Annotated in this window: 16 protein-coding genes and 2 tRNA genes; 8 read left to right on the plus strand and 10 right to left on the minus strand. The window is 72.7% G+C overall.

Features of this window, described 5'->3' with window-relative positions; translation table 11 throughout:
* Positions 1 to 17 precede the first annotated feature (17 nt).
* A complete protein-coding gene (locus tag ACIQLL_RS16275) occupies positions 18 to 1,466 on the minus strand; it encodes an MFS transporter (protein ID WP_449768910.1) in 1,449 nt (482 codons plus the stop codon).
* 195 nt (positions 1,467 to 1,661) lie between these two features.
* On the opposite strand from ACIQLL_RS16275, the gene ACIQLL_RS16280 reads away from it, so the two are divergent.
* Together ACIQLL_RS16280 and dnaG are read left to right on the plus strand one after the other, a co-directional pair.
* Positions 1,662 to 2,258, plus strand: a complete 597-nt coding sequence (locus ACIQLL_RS16280; protein ID WP_402469381.1) for a GNAT family N-acetyltransferase — start codon at positions 1,662 to 1,664, stop codon at positions 2,256 to 2,258.
* Positions 2,259 to 2,275: 17 nt separating this feature from the next.
* Complete coding sequence (gene dnaG, locus ACIQLL_RS16285) at positions 2,276 to 4,240, plus strand: DNA primase (protein WP_402469384.1); 1,965 nt, start codon at positions 2,276 to 2,278, stop codon at positions 4,238 to 4,240.
* A gap of 64 nt (positions 4,241 to 4,304) precedes the next feature.
* Here the strand turns inward: dnaG and ACIQLL_RS16290 are convergent.
* Together ACIQLL_RS16290 and ACIQLL_RS16295 are read right to left on the minus strand one after the other, a co-directional pair.
* Positions 4,305 to 4,380, minus strand: a tRNA-Asn gene (locus tag ACIQLL_RS16290).
* Between the two features lie 51 nt (positions 4,381 to 4,431).
* Positions 4,432 to 4,950 carry a hypothetical protein gene (locus ACIQLL_RS16295; protein ID WP_402469386.1) on the minus strand — a complete coding sequence of 173 codons (519 nt, stop codon included), beginning with the start codon at positions 4,948 to 4,950 and terminating at the stop codon, positions 4,432 to 4,434.
* A 151-nt stretch (positions 4,951 to 5,101) separates the two neighbouring features.
* On the opposite strand from ACIQLL_RS16295, the gene ACIQLL_RS16300 reads away from it, so the two are divergent.
* Both ACIQLL_RS16300 and ACIQLL_RS16305 read left to right on the plus strand, forming a co-directional pair.
* Positions 5,102 to 5,275 (plus strand): CsbD family protein, encoded by a 174-nt coding sequence (locus ACIQLL_RS16300; protein WP_402469389.1) that lies wholly within the window; start codon positions 5,102 to 5,104, stop codon positions 5,273 to 5,275.
* A 142-nt stretch (positions 5,276 to 5,417) separates the two neighbouring features.
* Positions 5,418 to 5,681, plus strand: a complete 264-nt coding sequence (locus ACIQLL_RS16305; RefSeq protein ID WP_402469392.1) for a hypothetical protein — start codon at positions 5,418 to 5,420, stop codon at positions 5,679 to 5,681.
* 48 nt (positions 5,682 to 5,729) lie between these two features.
* On the opposite strand, the gene ACIQLL_RS16310 is transcribed toward ACIQLL_RS16305, so the two are convergent.
* Positions 5,730 to 5,806: transfer RNA gene (locus tag ACIQLL_RS16310), tRNA-Ile, on the minus strand.
* A 105-nt stretch (positions 5,807 to 5,911) separates the two neighbouring features.
* Here ACIQLL_RS16310 and def point away from each other — a divergent pair.
* Together def and ACIQLL_RS16320 are read left to right on the plus strand one after the other, a co-directional pair.
* The gene (def, locus tag ACIQLL_RS16315; RefSeq protein ID WP_402469395.1) at positions 5,912 to 6,397 is read left to right on the plus strand and encodes a peptide deformylase; all 486 of its coding nucleotides are present in this window, start codon (positions 5,912 to 5,914) and stop codon (positions 6,395 to 6,397) included.
* A 160-nt stretch (positions 6,398 to 6,557) separates the two neighbouring features.
* A complete protein-coding gene (locus ACIQLL_RS16320) occupies positions 6,558 to 7,058 on the plus strand; it encodes a DUF3145 domain-containing protein (RefSeq protein ID WP_402469398.1) in 501 nt (166 codons plus the stop codon).
* Positions 7,059 to 7,164: 106 nt separating this feature from the next.
* Here the strand turns inward: ACIQLL_RS16320 and ACIQLL_RS16325 are convergent, their stop codons facing one another.
* The 5 genes from ACIQLL_RS16325 to ACIQLL_RS16345 form a co-directional block, all read right to left on the minus strand.
* Positions 7,165 to 8,406 carry a beta-ketoacyl-[acyl-carrier-protein] synthase family protein gene (locus ACIQLL_RS16325; protein ID WP_402469401.1) on the minus strand — a complete coding sequence of 414 codons (1,242 nt, stop codon included), beginning with the start codon at positions 8,404 to 8,406 and terminating at the stop codon, positions 7,165 to 7,167.
* 90 nt (positions 8,407 to 8,496) lie between these two features.
* The gene (locus tag ACIQLL_RS16330; protein WP_402469404.1) at positions 8,497 to 8,745 is read right to left on the minus strand and encodes an acyl carrier protein; all 249 of its coding nucleotides are present in this window, start codon (positions 8,743 to 8,745) and stop codon (positions 8,497 to 8,499) included.
* 104 nt (positions 8,746 to 8,849) lie between these two features.
* The gene (locus ACIQLL_RS16335; protein WP_402469406.1) at positions 8,850 to 9,860 is read right to left on the minus strand and encodes a beta-ketoacyl-ACP synthase III; all 1,011 of its coding nucleotides are present in this window, start codon (positions 9,858 to 9,860) and stop codon (positions 8,850 to 8,852) included.
* Positions 9,857 to 10,843, minus strand: a complete 987-nt coding sequence (locus ACIQLL_RS16340; protein WP_402469408.1) for an ACP S-malonyltransferase — start codon at positions 10,841 to 10,843, stop codon at positions 9,857 to 9,859. Before ACIQLL_RS16340 ends, ACIQLL_RS16335 begins: the two co-directional genes overlap by 4 nt.
* 97 nt (positions 10,844 to 10,940) lie before the next feature.
* Positions 10,941 to 12,104, minus strand: coding sequence for a PucR family transcriptional regulator (locus ACIQLL_RS16345; RefSeq protein ID WP_402469410.1), 1,164 nt, complete (start codon positions 12,102 to 12,104; stop codon positions 10,941 to 10,943).
* 110 nt (positions 12,105 to 12,214) lie between these two features.
* Here ACIQLL_RS16345 and ACIQLL_RS16350 point away from each other — a divergent pair, with 110 nt between their 5' ends.
* The gene (locus ACIQLL_RS16350; protein WP_402469412.1) at positions 12,215 to 12,901 is read left to right on the plus strand and encodes a hypothetical protein; all 687 of its coding nucleotides are present in this window, start codon (positions 12,215 to 12,217) and stop codon (positions 12,899 to 12,901) included.
* A 266-nt stretch (positions 12,902 to 13,167) separates the two neighbouring features.
* Here the strand turns inward: ACIQLL_RS16350 and aceE are convergent, their stop codons facing one another.
* Complete coding sequence (gene aceE / locus ACIQLL_RS16355; RefSeq protein ID WP_402469414.1) at positions 13,168 to 15,927, minus strand: pyruvate dehydrogenase (acetyl-transferring), homodimeric type; 2,760 nt, start codon at positions 15,925 to 15,927, stop codon at positions 13,168 to 13,170.
* Positions 15,928 to 16,256: 329 nt separating this feature from the next.
* On the opposite strand from aceE, the gene ACIQLL_RS16360 reads away from it, so the two are divergent.
* Positions 16,257 to 16,661, plus strand: a complete 405-nt coding sequence (locus ACIQLL_RS16360; protein WP_402469417.1) for a DUF3052 domain-containing protein — start codon at positions 16,257 to 16,259, stop codon at positions 16,659 to 16,661.
* The last annotated feature ends 1 nt before the right edge of the window (position 16,662 follow it).

A 16,662-nucleotide genomic window follows, 5' to 3' on the forward strand; every position in this document is an offset into this window, starting at 1 on the left:
GCCGCGGCCCGCCCTGGCTACGTCGCCGCCGTGGGCTCGGCCGCGCCGGAGCGGCGGTCGCGGGCCTCCTGCAGGTCCGCGGGGATCAGGGTGGCGAGCACGAGCAGCAGCACGCCGCACGACGCCAGCACGCCGAAGACGACGTGCATGGCGGACATCAGGCCGGGACCGACGGGGAGTCCCTCCGGCCCGAGCGTGGTGCCGGCGTTGACGATCGCCCCGCAGACGGCGACGCCGACCGCCGAACCCAGGGACCGGGCGAACATGTTGGTGCCGGTGACAGCCCCCCGCTCGGTGAACGACGCCGACGACTGGGCGGCGATGAGCGTGGGCACGGCCGTCAGACCCATGCCGACCCCGACGAGGAAGCAGACGCCGGCCACGGCCACCACGAGGCTCGACGCGCCGAGCAGGAGCGCCAGTGCGGTTCCCGCGACCACCACGGCCGAGCCGATCATCGAGGTGAGCCGGAACCCGATGCGCAGGTAGAGCCGGCCGGCGTTGGAGGCGGACAGGGGCCAGCCCACCATCATCGCCGCCAGCGTGAAGCCTGCCACCAGCGGTCCGACGCCCAGCACTCCCTGGGCGTAGATGGGGATGTAGGTGGACAGGCCCAGCACGATGACGCCGACCACGAGCGAGACCGCGGTCGAGACGACGACGATGCGCCGCCGCAGGATCGCGAGGTCGAGGATCGGGTACCGCGTCCGGCGCACGCGGACCACGAACGCCACGAACAGCAGCACCGCGGCGGCGAAGATCGACGTCGTCGTCGGCGACGACCAGCCCCAGGTGCTGCCGCCCTCCAGGAGACCCAGGAGCAGGGCCGTGCTGCCACCGGCCAGGAGCCCGGCGCCCAGGTAGTCGATGGGCTCGCGGGTGCCCTCGCGCGAGGACTCGTGGTACCGGCGGATCAGCATCCAGGCCGCCAGCGCGCAGAGCGGGACGTTGACGAAGAAGATCCACCGCCAGCTGACGAACTCGGAGAACACCCCGCCCAGGGTCGGCCCCACGACCGACGACATCGCCCACACCGAGGCCAGGTAGCCCTGGGTCCTGGCGCGCTCCTCGAGGGTGTAGATGTCGGCGGCGATGGTCAGCGAGACCGGCATGACGGCGCCCGCGCCGAGGCCCTGCAGGACGCGGCCGACGATGAGCACACCCATGGACCAGGCGGCGCCGCACAGCACCGAGCCCAGGAAGAACAGCGCCACGCCGGCCAGCATCATCCGCTTGCGGCCCAGCACGTCCGCGAGCCGACCGGACAGCGGGGTGCCCACGGCCTGGGCCAGCAGGTAGGTCGAGAAGAGCCACGGGAGCTGCTCGAACCCGCCCAGCTCCCGGGCGATGGTGGCCGACGCCGTCGCGATGATCGTCGCGTCGAGGGCGACGAGCGCCGTCGCGAGCATGAGGGACAGCAGGATCGGTCCGCGCTCGGAGCGCAGCCCGACGGAGGTAGTGGCCACGTCACTGGTCAAGGCGTCGGCCGCGACCGGTATTCCGGAGCAACCGGTGAAGGGGCGCCGGGGACCGGTCCGCCGTCGCCGGCGCCCTGCGGTTGCCTGCCCCGTGCGGGGCCGCTATGACATGAGGATGGTCCGAGCAGCACTCACGGCGGGACCGGGTGGTCCGACGCCGGGCGACGCGAAGGTCTCGCTCCGATGACGGCGGACGTGGAGGTGCGTCCGGCGCGCGTCTTCGAGGACGTGCGCACGCTGGTCGGGCCGAAGCGCCCCGACGCCACCGTGTGCTTCTGCCTGAGCTATCGGATCGGCTCGAAGGAGAACCAGGCTCTCCGGGGTCCCGACCGTGGCGAGCGGGTGCGCGAGCTCTGCGCCCAGGAGCCGCCCCCCGGCGTGATCGCCTACGAGGGGACGGAGCCCGTGGCGTGGGCCGCGATCCATCCGCGTGCGGACACGTCGTTCGCGACCCACCGCAGGATCCCGCACGTCGACGACGTCGACGTGTGGTCGCTGTGGTGCGTGCGGGTGCGCCCCGGCCACCGCAGGAAGGGGCTGACCCGGCCGCTGATCGCCGGTGCCGTCGCGTTCGCGCGGACGCAGGGGGCGCCGGCGGTGGAGGCCTACCCGGTCGACAACGGCGGCGAGCGTGTCGACCTCACGATGGCCTACACCGGGACCCGGAGCATGTTCGAGGAGGCGGGGTTCACCGTCGCCGCGCCGACCTCCTCGACCCTGAACGGCTTCCCGCGCGTGCTGATGCGGCTCGATCTCGGCGACCCGCGCGAGGGCACGTAGCACCTAGACTGCGGATCGTGGCAGGTCTGATCAAGCGCGAGGACGTGGAGGCGGTCCGCGACCGCGCGCGGATCGACGAGATCGTCGGCGCACACGTCACGCTCAAGCCCGCGGGCGTCGGCTCCCTCAAGGGGCTGTGCCCGTTCCACGACGAGCGTTCGCCGTCCTTCCACGTGCGTCCCGGCGTCGGGCGCTGGCACTGCTTCGGCTGTGGCGAGGGCGGGGACGTCATCTCGTTCGTGCAGAAGATCGACGGCATGGGGTTCACGGACGCCGTGGAGCACCTCGCCGACCGGGTCGGCGTCCAGCTGCGGTACGAGGACTCGCGCACGGGGGAGGCTGCCGCCCGCGGCTCCCGCGAGGAGCCCGGCCGCCGCCAGCGACTGATCGAGGCCCACCGGGTGGCCGCCGAGTTCTATGCCGAGCAGCTCTTCGGCCCGCACGCCCAGGCGGCTCGCGCCTTCCTGGCCGAACGCAGCTTCGAGCGCGCCGACGCCGAGACGTTCGGGCTGGGTTACGCCCCCACCGGCTGGGACGCGCTGCTGCGCCACCTGCAGGGCCGCGGGTTCACCCAGCCCGAGCTCGTCGCCTCCGGATTGGTCAGCCAGGGCCAGCGCGGCATCTACGACCGGTTCCGTGGCCGGCTGGTGTGGCCCATCCGCGACGTGACGGGCGCCGTCATCGGGTTCGGCGCGCGCAAGCTCTTCGACGACGACCAGGGCCCCAAGTACCTCAACACCCCGGAGACGAGCCTCTACAAGAAGGCCCAGGTCCTCTACGGGATCGACCTGGCCAAGCGCGCCATCGCCCAGTCCAAGCGGGTCGTCATCGTCGAGGGGTACACCGACGTCATGGCCGCCCACCTGTCAGGGGTCGACGTCGCCGTGGCCACCTGCGGCACCGCGTTCGGCGGGGACCACGCCAAGGTGGTGCGCCGCCTGCTGGGGGACACCACCGCCGGCGGAGGCCTGCAGCTCGCCTCGGGGGCGTCCCTGGGCGGCGAGATCATCTTCACGTTCGACGGCGACGCTGCGGGCCAGAAGGCCGCGATGCGGGCGTTCGGTGAGGACCAGCGCTTCCACGCCCAGACGTTCGTCGCGGTCGAACCCGGCGGCATGGACCCGTGCGACCTGCGCATGGCGCGCGGACCCGAGGCCGTCAAGACGCTCGTGGACGGCCGGGTGCCGCTCTTCGAGTTCGTCATCCGCACCACCCTGGACGGGTTCGACCTGGACACCGTCGAGGGCCGCGTCGGGGCGCTGCGGTCGGCGGCGCCGTTCGTCGCCGGGATCCGGGACCGCTCCATGCAGCTCGGCTACGCCCGCTCGCTGGCGCGGTGGATCGGCATGGACACCGAGGAGGTGCGGCGCGAGGTGGCCCGCGCGGGGTCGCGGTCGGGACCGACCGGACAGCGCCCCGGCCGCCGGGACGAGCGCCCCGTGCCCGGACTGCGCGACGACGGTGCGCCGTCGGGCGAGGCCGTGCACGGGCCGGTGCTCACCGCACCCGACCCGTCGGACCCGGTGGCGCGGATCGAGCGCCTCGCGCTCGTGGTGGTGCTGCAGTACCCGCAGCACGTCCCGGCCACGTTCGACGATCTGGACCAGGACGCGTTCGCCACTCCCGCCTGGCGGGCCGTGCACGCCGCGGTGCGTGCGGCCGGGGGAGTGGGCACCGGCAGCGGACTGGGCGGTGGACGCTGGGTCGAGAGCGTCGTGGAGGAGGCGGGCGACGCCGTCGCGCCGCTGGTGACCGAGCTGTCGGTGGCGCCGGTGCCCGAGGACCGCGAGAGCGTCATCGCCGCCTACGTGGCCGACGTCGTGCGCAAGGTGGCCGATCTGGGGCTGACCCGCCGCATCGCCGACGCCAAGAGCCGCGTGCAGCGGCTCGACCCGACGTCGGACCCGGACACCTACCGGACGGCGTTCGAGCAGCTCGTGGCGATCGAGGCCGAGCGTCGCAGGCTGCGCGAGAGCGTCTGAACCGGCGGCTCCGCAGGAACGACGAGGGCCCCGGATCCGCGCGGCGGATCCGGGGCCCTCGTGGTGGCTCCCGCGACTGGACTTGAACCAGTGACCGTCCGATTAACAGTCGGATGCTCTGCCAGCTGAGCTACGCGGGATCGCAGGCTCCCGCTCCACGGAGCGGCGAACCGGTGAAAACCATACCAGGTTCAACCCGGTAGTCCGCACGCCCCCCGGACCTTCGATTCCGTGGCGTCCACCACTCTCGCGACCTCGGGTCGGTACAGGTCGACGCCGTCGCCGGCGATCGCCTGGGAGTACATCGTGCCGTCGAGGTCGCGGCGCACGGCGACGCGGACCTGACCGCCGGGGACGTCGACCGTCTCGGCCAGGACCACCGACCAGATCACCCGTTCCCGCAGGACGGCGGGCAGGCGCGTCCCGGCGGGGTCGGCGAGGTGCAGCCGAAGGTCCGGTGCCGCATCGACCCACTCGACGGTCAGCTCGGAACGCTCCGGGTCGAACGCCGCACGGTCCACGTCGCCCCAGGGGCGCCGCAGCGTGAGCCGCGCGCCGTCGTCGGGCCGGGACACCGTGGCGAGGTCCGCCGTCGTGGCCACGACCCAGCCACCGTCCGCGAGGTCGGCGCCGGCCAGCAGGCGCTCGTTCCCGACGGTCGGGACGGCGGCACGTGCCGGGGCGGGGAGCTGGCGGCGGCGCGAGAACATGGGGCCACGGTAGCCGCCGTCGCCAGCGGCGCGGCACGTGTCCGCAGGCACGGTCGCGACCGTCACGGCCCGAGTCGGCAGAGGATGCGATCACAGCCCGAGGCTCCTATCGTCGAGCTCCCGGGGAAACCCTCCGGAGAAGGAGGCCAGCATGAGCATCGGTGACAAGGCGAAGCACGCCGCGGAAGAAGCCGTCGGCAAGGCCAAGGAAGGCCTCGGCAAGGCGTCGGACGACGAGAAGCTGCAGGCCGAGGGCCAGAAGGACCAGTCCCAGGCCAACCTCAAGCAGGCCGGCGACGACGTCCGGGACGCGTTCAAGAAGTAGACCGACCACCACGACGGGCGGGATCGCAGCACGCGGTCCCGCCCGCCGTGCGTCCTGGCCCCGGAGGCGCTGCCCGGCCGACGGCGTAGCGTTCGTCCCAGGGACGTCGTCGCGGACGGTCCACTCGGTGAAGGAGATCGCCATGACCAGCATGGTCCAGTTCGTGCGGGATCGGATCGCGGAGGTCCTGCACACCCACGAGGCACACCACGCACCCGATGCCGGACATCCGGACGACGCCGACCGTGAGCGCCTGGCCGAGCTCCGCGAGCTGCACGAGAACGCGGGACGGTTCGAGGCGGGGTTCTTCGGGCCCACGCAGTCCGCAGAGATCGAGGCGCAGCTGCGGGAGACGGCGGCCGGGTTCTCGGGTCACCCGGACTACCGGGAGGACTGGCAACGATGACGGGCGGGACGGGCCGTCGTCGTTGCCCGTCCGCACGTGCTGTCGCCCTGGTGCCCCGTGCAGGACTTGAACCCGCGACCGAGAGATTATGAGTCTCCTGCTCTGACCGGCTGAGCTAACGGGGCGCGGCGGTGAGCCTACCGGAACGGGGCCGAGCCGGCCCCGCGCGGGCTCTGCCGTCGGCCCCGCCACGGCGCAGGTCAGGGCCGCGCCGTGGAAGAATGTCACCCATGGCGATGCGAGAGATCCGGGTGGTGCCCGACCCCGTGCTGCGCACGGCGTGCGACGAGATCACGACGGTCGACGACCGTGTCCGCTCCCTGGTGGAGGACCTGCTGGACACGGTGGACGCCGAGGGTCGTGCCGGGCTGGCGGCCAACCAGATCGGCGTCAGCCTGCGGGCGTTCTCCTGGAACATCGACGACGAGGTCGGCTACGTGCTGAACCCGCGGCTGGTGGCCGTCTCGGACGAGCAGCAGGACGGCGACGAGGGGTGCCTGTCGGTCCCGGAGCTGTTCTACCCGACCACTCGCGCCTGGTACGCCCGGGTCGAGGGTGTGGACCTCGACGGGAACGAGGTCGTGGTCGAGGGGACCGACCTCATGGCGCGCTGCCTGCAGCACGAGTGCGACCACCTCGACGGCAAGCTCTACCTCGACCGGTTGGAGCGGGGTACCCGCAAGAAGGCGATGCGGGAGCTGCGCGAACGGCTCTGAGGTGTCTCAAATGTTCCTTTCACTCTCGCGCGGCCCGGACCCTTCGGGCAGGATGTGACAAGGACGCAAGACGACACGCCGCAACGTGGCGCTGACCAGTGGCTTCGCTGGCGCACCGAGGACGTAGGGGAAGACGGACCTCGGAACCCAGGGAGGAATCATGGCCGGAGCGATCACTCGCGGTGTACTTCTCGTGCACTCCGCGCCGCGCGCGCTCTGCCCCCACCTCGAGTGGGCGGCAGGCAGCGTGCTGGGCGGGCACGTCTCGTTGGACTGGACACCCCAGCCGGCGGCACGTGGCCTGTACCGCGCGGAGTACTCGTGGCAGGGCGCCCAAGGGACGGGCGCCCGCCTCGCCTCCGCGCTGCGTGGGTGGGACCACCTGCGCTACGAGGTGACGGAGGAGGCGAGCCACGGTGCCGACGGCGCCCGCTGGTCGCACACCCCCGATCTCGGCATCTTCCACGCCATGACGGACGTGCACGGCAACACCGTCGTGCCCGAGGACCGGGTGCGGTCGGCGATGGAGGGCGCACACGACGCCCGCGCGCTGCGGGAGGCCATGGACCTCGCGCTCGGCAACGCCTGGGACGACGAGCTCGAGCCCTTCCGGTACGCCGGCGCCGGCGCCCCGGTGCGCTGGCTGCACCGCGTCGGCTAGCCCGCGCTCCCTCCTGGTTCCGTACGACGGCGCCCCACCGGTCACGATGACCGGTGGGGCGCCGTCGTCGTCGGCCCGGCAGCCGGGGCCGCGGGGCAGGGTCGGCTCAGACGCTGGTGACCGCCAGGGCCACGTTGTGCCCGCCGAACCCGAACGAGTTGTTGATGGCCGCGATGTCGCCGTCGGGCAGTGCCGACGGGGTGTCGCGCACCAGGGGGACCTGCAGCTCCGGGTCGGGGTTGGCCACGTTGATCGTCGGCGGGGCGAGGCGCTCGTGCAGGGCCTTGACCGTGAACAGCGTCTCGAGCGCGCCGGCGCCACCCAGCAGGTGACCCGTCATCGACTTCGTCGCCGAGAGCTGGACGTGGTCGGTCTCCGCACCCAGCACCGTGCGGATCGATCGCGTCTCGGTGAGGTCGCCCACCTTGGTGGACGTGGCGTGCGCATTGATGTGCACGACGTCGCCGCCGGTGAGCCCGGCGTCCTCCAGGGCCCGGCGCATCGCGGAGACCTGACCGGTGCCCTCCGGGTCGGGGGAGGTGATGTGGTAGGCGTCCGAGGACAGCCCGACGCCGGCGAGCCGCGCGTAGACGCGTGCGCCGCGGGCGGCGGCGTGCTCGGCGCTCTCCAGCACCAGCACCGCCGCACCCTCGCCGATGACGAACCCGTCCCGGTCGACGTCGTAAGGACGCGAGGCGCCCGCCGGGTCGTCGTTGCGCAGCGACAGGGTGCGTGAGGCGGCGAAGGCCGCGATCGGCATCGGGTGGATCGTGGCCTCGGTCCCGCCGCACACGACGACGTCGGCCCGGCCGGCGCGGATCATGTCGATGCCGTAGCCGATCGCCTCGGCGCCCGACGCGCACGCGGAGACCAGGGCGTGCGCCCCGGCCTTGGCCCCGAGCTCCAGCGACACGTACGCCACGGCAGAGTTCGGCATGAGCATCGGCACCGTCATGGGCAGCACGCGGCGCGCACCGCGCTCGCGCAGGGTGTCCCAGCCGTCGAGCGTGGTCCAGATGCCGCCGATGCCGGAGGAGACCACGGCGCCCAGACGTTCGCCGTCGACCTCGGGCGCCCCGGCGTCCTGCCAGGCCTCCCGGGCGGCGATCATCGCGTACTGGGCGGACGGGTCCATCCGCTTCGTCTCGGGCCGCGACAGCTTCTCGGAGGGGTCCTGCTTGATGGTCGCCGCGAACGTGACGGGGATGCCGTACGTCTCCGACCAGTCGTTGTCCATGGTGCGAGCGCCGGACTCGCCGGCGAGCGCGGCCGCCCACGTGGTGGGGGCGTCCCCGCCGAGGGGGGTGGTGGCACCGAGGCCGGTGACGACGACGTCGCGCGTGGACATGTGCGATCTCCAGAGGCTGGTCGAGCTGAGACGGGCGGGCGGCGCGGGCAGACCGGGTGCTCCCGGTCTGCCCGCGCGGGCGGGGGACGGTCAGTCCTGGGCGCCCTCGATGTACTTCACGGCGTCACCGACGGTCGTGAGGTTCTTGACCTCGTCGTCCGGGATGCGCACGCCGAACTTGTCCTCGGCGTGGGTCACGATCGTCATCATCGACAGCGAGTCGATGTCGAGGTCGTCGGTGAAGGACTTCTCGGCGACGACGGCGTCGGTCGGCAGACCGGTCTCCTCGGCGACGATCTCGGCGAGGCCCTCGAGAATCTCGGAAGCGGTGTGAGCCATGGGGTACGTCTCTCCTTGAACGTGGTGCCGGCCGTCCGGCACCGGGTCGGGGTGGTGGCAGTGCGATTGTCGCGCACCACCGGGTTCGGACTCTACGGGCCCTGCTAGGGAAGCACGACCACCTGGGCGGCGTAGACCAGCCCTGCGCCGAATCCGATCTGCAGTGCCAGGTCGCCGGAGCGGGCCGAGCCCTCGGCCAGCAGGCGGTCGGTGGCCAGCGGGATGGAGGCCGCCGACGTGTTGCCGGTCTCGGCGATGTCGCGGGCGACGACCACGGAGTCTGGCAGCCGGAGCTGCTTGACGAGCTGGTCGATGATCCGCATGTTCGCCTGGTGGGGCACGAACACCTGGATGTCCTCGGGCTCGACGCCGGCCTCGGCCATCGCCTTGGCGGCGACGGGCGCCATCTGGAAGCTCGCCCACTTGAAGACGGTCGGGCCGTCCTGGCGCAGCGTCGGCATGCCGAGCGTGCCGTCGGCCGCGAGCTCGGCCAGCGAGTGCGTCTGGCGGATCGCCTGGGCCTTGGAGCCGTCGGACCCCCACACGGTCGGGCCGATGCCCGGCGTGTCCGAGGGGCCGACGACGGCCGCCCCGGCGCCGTCGCCCAGCAGGAACGAGATCGACCGGTCGGTGGGGTCGACGACGTCGCTGAGCTTCTCGGCGCCGATCACCAGCACGTTGCGGGCGGCGCCCGAACGCACGAGGGCGTCGGCCTGTCCGATGCCGTAGGCGTACCCGGCGCAGGCGGCCGAGATGTCGTAGGCCGCCGCCGGCGTCGCGCCGAGACGGTCGGCGAGGACCGCGGCGGCCGCGGGCGTCTGGTGGAAGTAGGTGATGGTGGACAGGATCACCGCGTCGACGTCGGCGCCCGTCAGCCCGGCGGCGTCGAGCGCGCGGCGTGCCGCGGCCTCGGCGAGGTCCAGGACGTCGACGTCGCCCGCCGCGCGACGCCGGGTCACGATGCCGGTGCGCTGGCGGATCCACTCGTCGGAGGAGTCGATCGGTCCGGCGAGGTCGTCGTTGGTCACGACCTGGTCGCCACGCTCGGCGCCGAGGCCCAGGATGCGGCTGTGCCGGACCGGCTCGGCCTGGCGCAGGGCCCGGCGTGCGGTCACTGCTCCGCCCCTGCCGACGCGCCGGCGGCCCGGGAGTGGCGTGCGATGAGGTCGCGGGCCGCCTCGACGTCGTCGGGGGACTTCACGGCCACCGACTCCACGCCCTTGAGGGAACGCTTGGCCAGTCCCGTGAGGACCCCGCCGGGCGCCAGCTCGAGCAGCCCGGTCACCCCCAGGTCCGCCAGGGTGGCCTGGCACAGGTCCCACCGCACCGGCGCCGTCACCTGGGCGGTGAGGCGCGTCAGCACGTCCGCGGAGGTCCCCTGACCGTGTGCTCCGGCGCCGAGGGTGCTGTAGGCGGCGCCGTCGGCGTTGCTCAGCAGCGGCAGCCGCGGGTCGGTCGCGAGCCAGGTGGTGGACACCTTCTCGAACGCGGCGCGGGCGGCGTCCATGTACGGCGTGTGGAAGGCGCCGGCCACGGGCAGCGGGATGACGCGGGCTCGGGCCGGCGGGTCGTCGGCGAGCGCGGCGAGCCGGTCGGTGGCACCGGCCACGACGGTCTGGCCGCCCCCGTTGACGTTCGCCGGGAACAGCCCGGCGGCCTCGACGGCCGCGAGGACCTCGTCCGGGTCGCCGCCCACGACGGCGCTCATGCCCGACGGCGCCGCGGCGGCGGCGTCGGCCATGGCCCGGGCGCGGTGGGAGACGAGCCCGACGGCACCGGCGTCGTCGAGCACGCCCGCCACGGCGGCGGCCGACAGCTCGCCGACGGAGTGGCCCGCGGTCACGTCGACGACGTCCGTCGTCGCACGGCCGTCCAGGATCGTGCGCAGCGCCACGAGCGAGGCCGAGACGATGAGCGGCTGCGCGACGGCGGTGTCGCGGATCGTGTCCGCGTCCGACATGGTCCCGTGCAGGGCGACGTCGGTCCCGGCGGCGGCCGAGAAGGTGTCGATCAGGTCGGTGGTGCCGGGCAGCTCCAGCCAAGGGCTGAGCATCCCGGGGGTCTGCGAGCCCTGTCCAGGGCAGACGACGGCGAGCACGGATCCACGGTGCCACCCTGGTGTGGTGGTGGCGCGTCGCGACCCGCACCAACCTCACCGGCACCGATTGTGGGAATCGGCAACCCGGCCGCCGTCGTCAGTGGTCCGGGCCGAGCTGGCCGAGGGCGAGGGCGACCTGCAGCACGAACGACTCCCGGGCGTCCAGCGGGTCCCAGCCGGTGATCTCGGAGACCTTGCGCAACCGGTAGCGGACGGTGTTGGGGTGCACGTACAGGCGACGTGCGGCGGCCTCGAGGGAGCGCCCGGTGCCGAGGTAGGCCGACAGCGTCTCGAGCACCGACCCGGTCGCCTCCTCCAGCGGCCGGTAGGCCTGCGCCACCAGGGTGCGGCGCGCGGTGCGGTCGCCGGTCAGGACGCGTTCGGGCAGCAGGTCGTCGGCCAGCACGGGGCGCGGCGCCTGCGGCCAGGCCGGGGCCGCGGCCAGTCCGGCGAGCGCCGAGCGGGCCGACGCCGTCGCCTCCGAGACGTTGGGCACCACGCCGCCGAAGACGACGGGGCCCGGGCCGAACCTGTCCACCAGGGACGTCGCGGCCGCGACCAGGTCTCCCTCGCCGCCGAGCACCAGGACGAGGCGGTCGCCGTGGATGCCGACCAGCGTGTCCCCGGCGGCGCGCCGGGCGGCTCGGCGCAGCTCGGCGGTGCCGACGTCGTCCAGGCCGTCCGTGGCCTCGCCGACCACCACGAGCACCTGACCGCGGCCGCTCCAGCCGAGCGCGGAGATCCGGGACCGCAGGGCGTCGTCGGTGTCGCCGCGCACGAGCGCGTCCACCACCAGCGCCTCGAGGCGGGCGTCCCACGCCCCCCGGACCTCGGCCGCGCGTGCGTAGACCTCGGCCGCGGAGAAGGCGACCTCGCGCGAGTAGAGCAGCACGGCCTCGCGCAGCTCGCGCTCGAACCCGGGGGCGGCGATCCGGTCGGAGTGGGACTCGACGACGTCGACCATCAGTCGCACGAGCTGCAGGGTGTGCTGCAGGGAGATCGACCGGGTCAGCTCCGGCGGCGCGGCCGCGAACATCTCGCCGACGCCGTGCGGCGTCTGGCGGGGGTCGGAGAACCAGGAGACGAACGCGTTGATGCCGGTCTGGGCCACGAGGGCCACGTACGACCGGTCCTCGGCCGGGAGCTGGCGGTACCAGACGACCTCCTCGTCGAGGCGTCGCATGGCCGCCGCGGTGAGCAGGCCGAGGCCTTCACGGACGCGCTGGACGTTCTCGTCGCGCGAGACGGTCGAGGTCGACATGCTCCGAGGATAGGGGGTGCGTTGTGGGGAACGCACAAACGAGGGTCGGACGCGGCGCGCGCGCTCCGTTGGCCGACGCCGAGTGGGCACCAGGCGATATGGTCGATGACATGGCCCTGATGCCCCGGCTCCGCCAGCTGCTCCGCCGCCCGCGCTCGTCCTCACGGGTGGGGACGCGGCGGCCCACGGACACCCGCCGCTATGGTGATGAGGTGCACGAGGACGCGCTGCGCGCCATGCTGCAGAACGACCCGAACGACGAGCGGGCCTTCACCGCCCTGGCCGAGCTCGTCCGGCGTCGTGCCACCGAACCCCCGAACGCCGAGGACCCGCTGACCGCGGCCGCGGACGAGCCCGAGTCCCAGCAGGCCGCCGACCTGGCGGTGTGGTCGCTCGCCGAGGAGCTCGCCGGACACCCCCGCGCGTGGCGCCCGCTGCTGGAGTTGGGGCGCCTCTCGGTGGCGGACGACCCGGAGGGAGCGCTGCGGCGGTTCTCGACGGCCTCCGAACGCGACGAGTCCGGTCAGGCGCTGGCGACGAGCCTGCAGGTGCTGCGCGACGCCGGGCTGCCGGTCGACGCCCTCGGGCTCGGGATCGGCCACTGGCGGGTGCGCGAGCAGACGCCCGAGGTCGGGCGGCACCTCGTCATGGCCGCGATCGAGGCAGACCGCGTGTTCGAGGCGAAGCAGCACCTGGAGGCGCTGGACTCGCACCCGGACACCGCGGCCGTGGCCCGGATCCGCCCGGAGCTCGTCGCCGCCGTCGAGGCCGCCGAGACCGCCGGCTCGCCCACCTAGGCACTCCTCCCGTGAGGGAGGCCGCCCCCCCGCGAGGTGGGCCCCGCACACCGCGAGGTAGGCCGACCCCCCGCGAGGTAGGCCCCGCACACCGCGAGGTAGGCCGACCCACCGCGAGGTAGGCGTGCGCTCGCCCAGGTAGGCGTGCGTACGCTCAGGTAGGAGATCGCGCGAGGCGGGTCCCTCCGCACACGGCGACGGCCCCCGCCACCCTCTCGGGTGACGGGGGCCGGCGTCGCGCGCGCCGCCTCAGCAGCGGCGGTCGGTCAGCTGTCGCCGCCGGCCACGCCGGACGTCCCGGCGTTGACGTCGGCCAGGCGGTACTTCTCCACGGCCTGGGCGACGACGTCGGACGCGACCTCGCCGCGGCGGGCGAGCTGCTGCAGCGTGCGGACCACGAGCGACGGCCCGTCGATGAGGAAGTGCCGGCGGGCGGCGGCGCGGGTGTCGGAGAACCCGAACCCGTCGGCGCCGAGCACCGCGTAGTCGCCGGGCACCCAGGCGCGGATCTGGTCGGGGACCAGGTGGTCGTAGTCGCTGGTGGCGACGAACGGACCCTTCGCGCCCGAGAGCTTGGCGGTCACGTACGGCACCCGCGGCTCGGCCGCCGGGTCGAGCAGGGCGTCCTTCTCGGCGGCGAGCGCGTCGCGCCGCAGCTCGTTCCAGCTCGTCACCGACCACACGTCGGCGGCCACGCCCCAGTCGTCGCGCAGGAGCTGCTGGGCCTCGAGCGCCCACGGCACACCGACGCCCGACGAGAGGAGCTGCGCCCGCGGGGTGTCGTCCCCGGCCTCCAGGTCGGAGGTCGAGATGCGGTGGATGCCCCGCCGGATGCCCTCGACGTCGACGTCCTCCGGCTCGGCCGGCTGGACCATGGGCTCGTTGTAGACCGTCAGGTAGTACATGACGTTCTGGTCCCGACCGTCGGACCCGTCGCCGTACATGCGCTCGATACCGTCGCGCACGATGTGCCGGATCTCGTAGCCGAACGCCGGGTCGTACTGCACGACGGCGGTGTTGGTGCCGGCGATGAGCGGCGAGTGGCCGTCGGCGTGCTGCAGGCCCTCACCGGTCAGGGTCGTGCGACCCGCCGTGGCGCCGATGATGAACCCGCGGGTCATCTGGTCGCCGGCCGCCCAGAACTGGTCGCCGGTGCGCTGGAACCCGAACATCGAGTAGAAGATGTAGACGGGCACCATGTGCTCGCCGTGGGTCGCGTACGCCGTGCCCACGGACTGGAACGCCGCGGCGGATCCGGCCTCGTTGATGCCGGTGTGCATGATCTGCCCGGCCTCGGACTCCTTGTAGCTCAGCATGAGCTCGCGGTCCACGGCGAGGTAGTTCTGCCCGACGGTGTTGAAGATCTTCGCGGTCGGGAAGATCGCGTCCAGACCGAAGGTCCGGGCCTCGTCGGGGATGATCGGCACGATGCGCTTGCCGAAGTCCTTGTCCTTGATGAGGTCCTTGAGCAGCCGGACGAACGCCATCGTGGAGGCGACCTGCTGGGTGCCGGAGCCCTTGGCGAGGATCTCGTAGGACTTGTCCTGCGGCAGCGTCAGCGCCTTGGGCGCCGAGCGGCGCTCGGGCACGAACCCGCCGAGCTGGCGGCGACGCTCCAGCATGTACTGGATCGACTCGTCCTCCATGCCCGGGTGGTAGTACGGGGGCAGGCCGGGCTCGGCGTCGATCTGCTCGTCCGTCAGCGGGATCCGCAGGTTGTCGCGCAGCGCCTTGAGGTCGTCGTTCTTGACCTTCTTCATCTGGTGCGTGGCGTTGCGGCCCGCGAAGCTCGAACCGAGGCCGTAGCCCTTGACGGTCTGGGCCAGGATCACCGTGGGCTGACCCGTGTGGGCGCGCGCGGCGGTGTAGGCCGCGAAGATCTTGCGGTAGTCGTGGCCGCCGCGACGCAGGTTCCAGATGTCGTCGTCGGTCATGTTCTGCACGAGCGCCTTGGTCCGCGGGTCGCGGCCGAAGAAGTGCTCGCGGATGAACGCGCCCGACTCGGCGCGGTAGGTCTGGTAGTCGCCGTCCGGCGTGGCGTTCATGAGGTTGACCAGCGCGCGGTCCTTGTCCGCGTTGAGCAGGGCGTCCCACTCGCGGCCCCAGACCACCTTGATGACGTTCCAGCCGGCGCCGCGGAACTGCGCCTCCAGCTCCTGCATGATCTTGCCGTTGCCACGGACGGGGCCGTCGAGGCGCTGCAGGTTGCAGTTGACCACGAAGGTGAGGTTGTCCAGGCCCTGGTGGGCGGCGTGCTGGAGCATGCCGCGCGACTCGGGCTCGTCCATCTCGCCGTCGCCCAGGAACGCCCAGACGTCCTGCTGGCTGGTGTCCTTGATGCCGCGGTTGTGCAGGTACTTGTTGGTCCACGCCTGGTAGATCGCCGAGGCCGGGCCGAGGCCCATGGAGACCGTCGGGAACTCCCAGAAGTCCTGCATGAGGCGCGGGTGCGGGTAGGACGGCAGACCGCCGGCGGTGTGCGACTTCTCCTGACGGAACCCGTCCAGGCGGTCGGCCGAGAGGCGGCCCTCGAGGTAGGCGCGGGCGTACTGGCCGGGGGAGGAGTGTCCCTGGAAGTAGACCTGGTCGCCGCCGCCGGGGTGGTCCTTGCCGCGGAAGAAGTGGTTGAGGCCGACCTCGGTGAGGGTCGCCACGGAGGCGTAGGAGGAGATGTGCCCGCCGACCGCGATGTCGGGACGCTGGGCGCGGGTCACCATGACCGCGGCGTTCCAGCGGATCCACGAGCGGTAGCGGCGCTCCATGACCTCGTCGCCCGGGAAGTACGGCTCCTCGTGCACGCCGATGGTGTTGACGTACAGGGTCGCCACGGAGGTGGGGATCTGCACGCTGCGCTCACGGGCGCGGCGCAGCAGGTTGAGCATGACGTAGCGGGCGCGGGGTCCGCCCTTGTCGTCGATCAGCCCGTCGAGGGACTCCACCCACTCCGAGGTCTCGGACGGGTCGATGTCCGGCACAGCGCTGAGCAGACCGTCGATCAGCGGTCCGGTCTCGTCGTACGAAGCCACCAGCAACCTCTCTCTTCTGCGGGCTGCCGCCGTCGTCCGGCGACCGCTCGTGTCAGGTGTCCCGTGCGCGCCGCCCGCGACGTCGGGGTCGCGACGGCGCAGGCCACCGACGGGTGGTCACTAGACATTGTGTCTCGACTTTCTCCGGGCGAACACCAGGGAGCGGTCAAGAATCCGTGATCTACGTCATGCCGTCTTCTGCAGAGTGTGCCTGCGGCGCGGACCTGGCGGGCATCCGGGGCCCGCGTGCATTACGTTGACGCACAACAGAACGCAGACAGGGCGCCGGCGACGGCGCCGCGGGTATGACGGAAGGAACACAGGTCCTCGTGGGACAGCAGGCGGACACCCTGGCATCACGCTTCGGGTTCACCACCGGTCAGGTCGTGCAGGAGTTCGGGTGGGACGACGACGTCGACCAACCCTTGCGCGAGGCGCTGGAGGGCGTGCTCGGCAGCGAGCTCGTGGACGAGGACTACGACGACGTGGTCGACGGCGTCCTCATCTGGTGGCGTGAGGAGGACGGCGACCTCACGGACATGCTCGTGGACGTCCAGACGGCGCTCGACGACGGCGGGCAGGTGTGGTTGCTGACCCGCAAGCCCGCCCGCGACGGGCACGTGGGGCACAGCGAGATCCAGGAGGCCTCCACCACGGCGGGCCTGCACGCGACCAGCACGTTCTCCGCGGGCGACGACTGGTCCGCGACCCGGCTGGCGCCGCGGGGCCGGTAGC

Origin of the sequence: Isoptericola aurantiacus, assembly GCF_044769875.1 — a bacterium.
GTDB lineage: Bacteria > Actinomycetota > Actinomycetes > Actinomycetales > Cellulomonadaceae > Isoptericola > Isoptericola aurantiacus.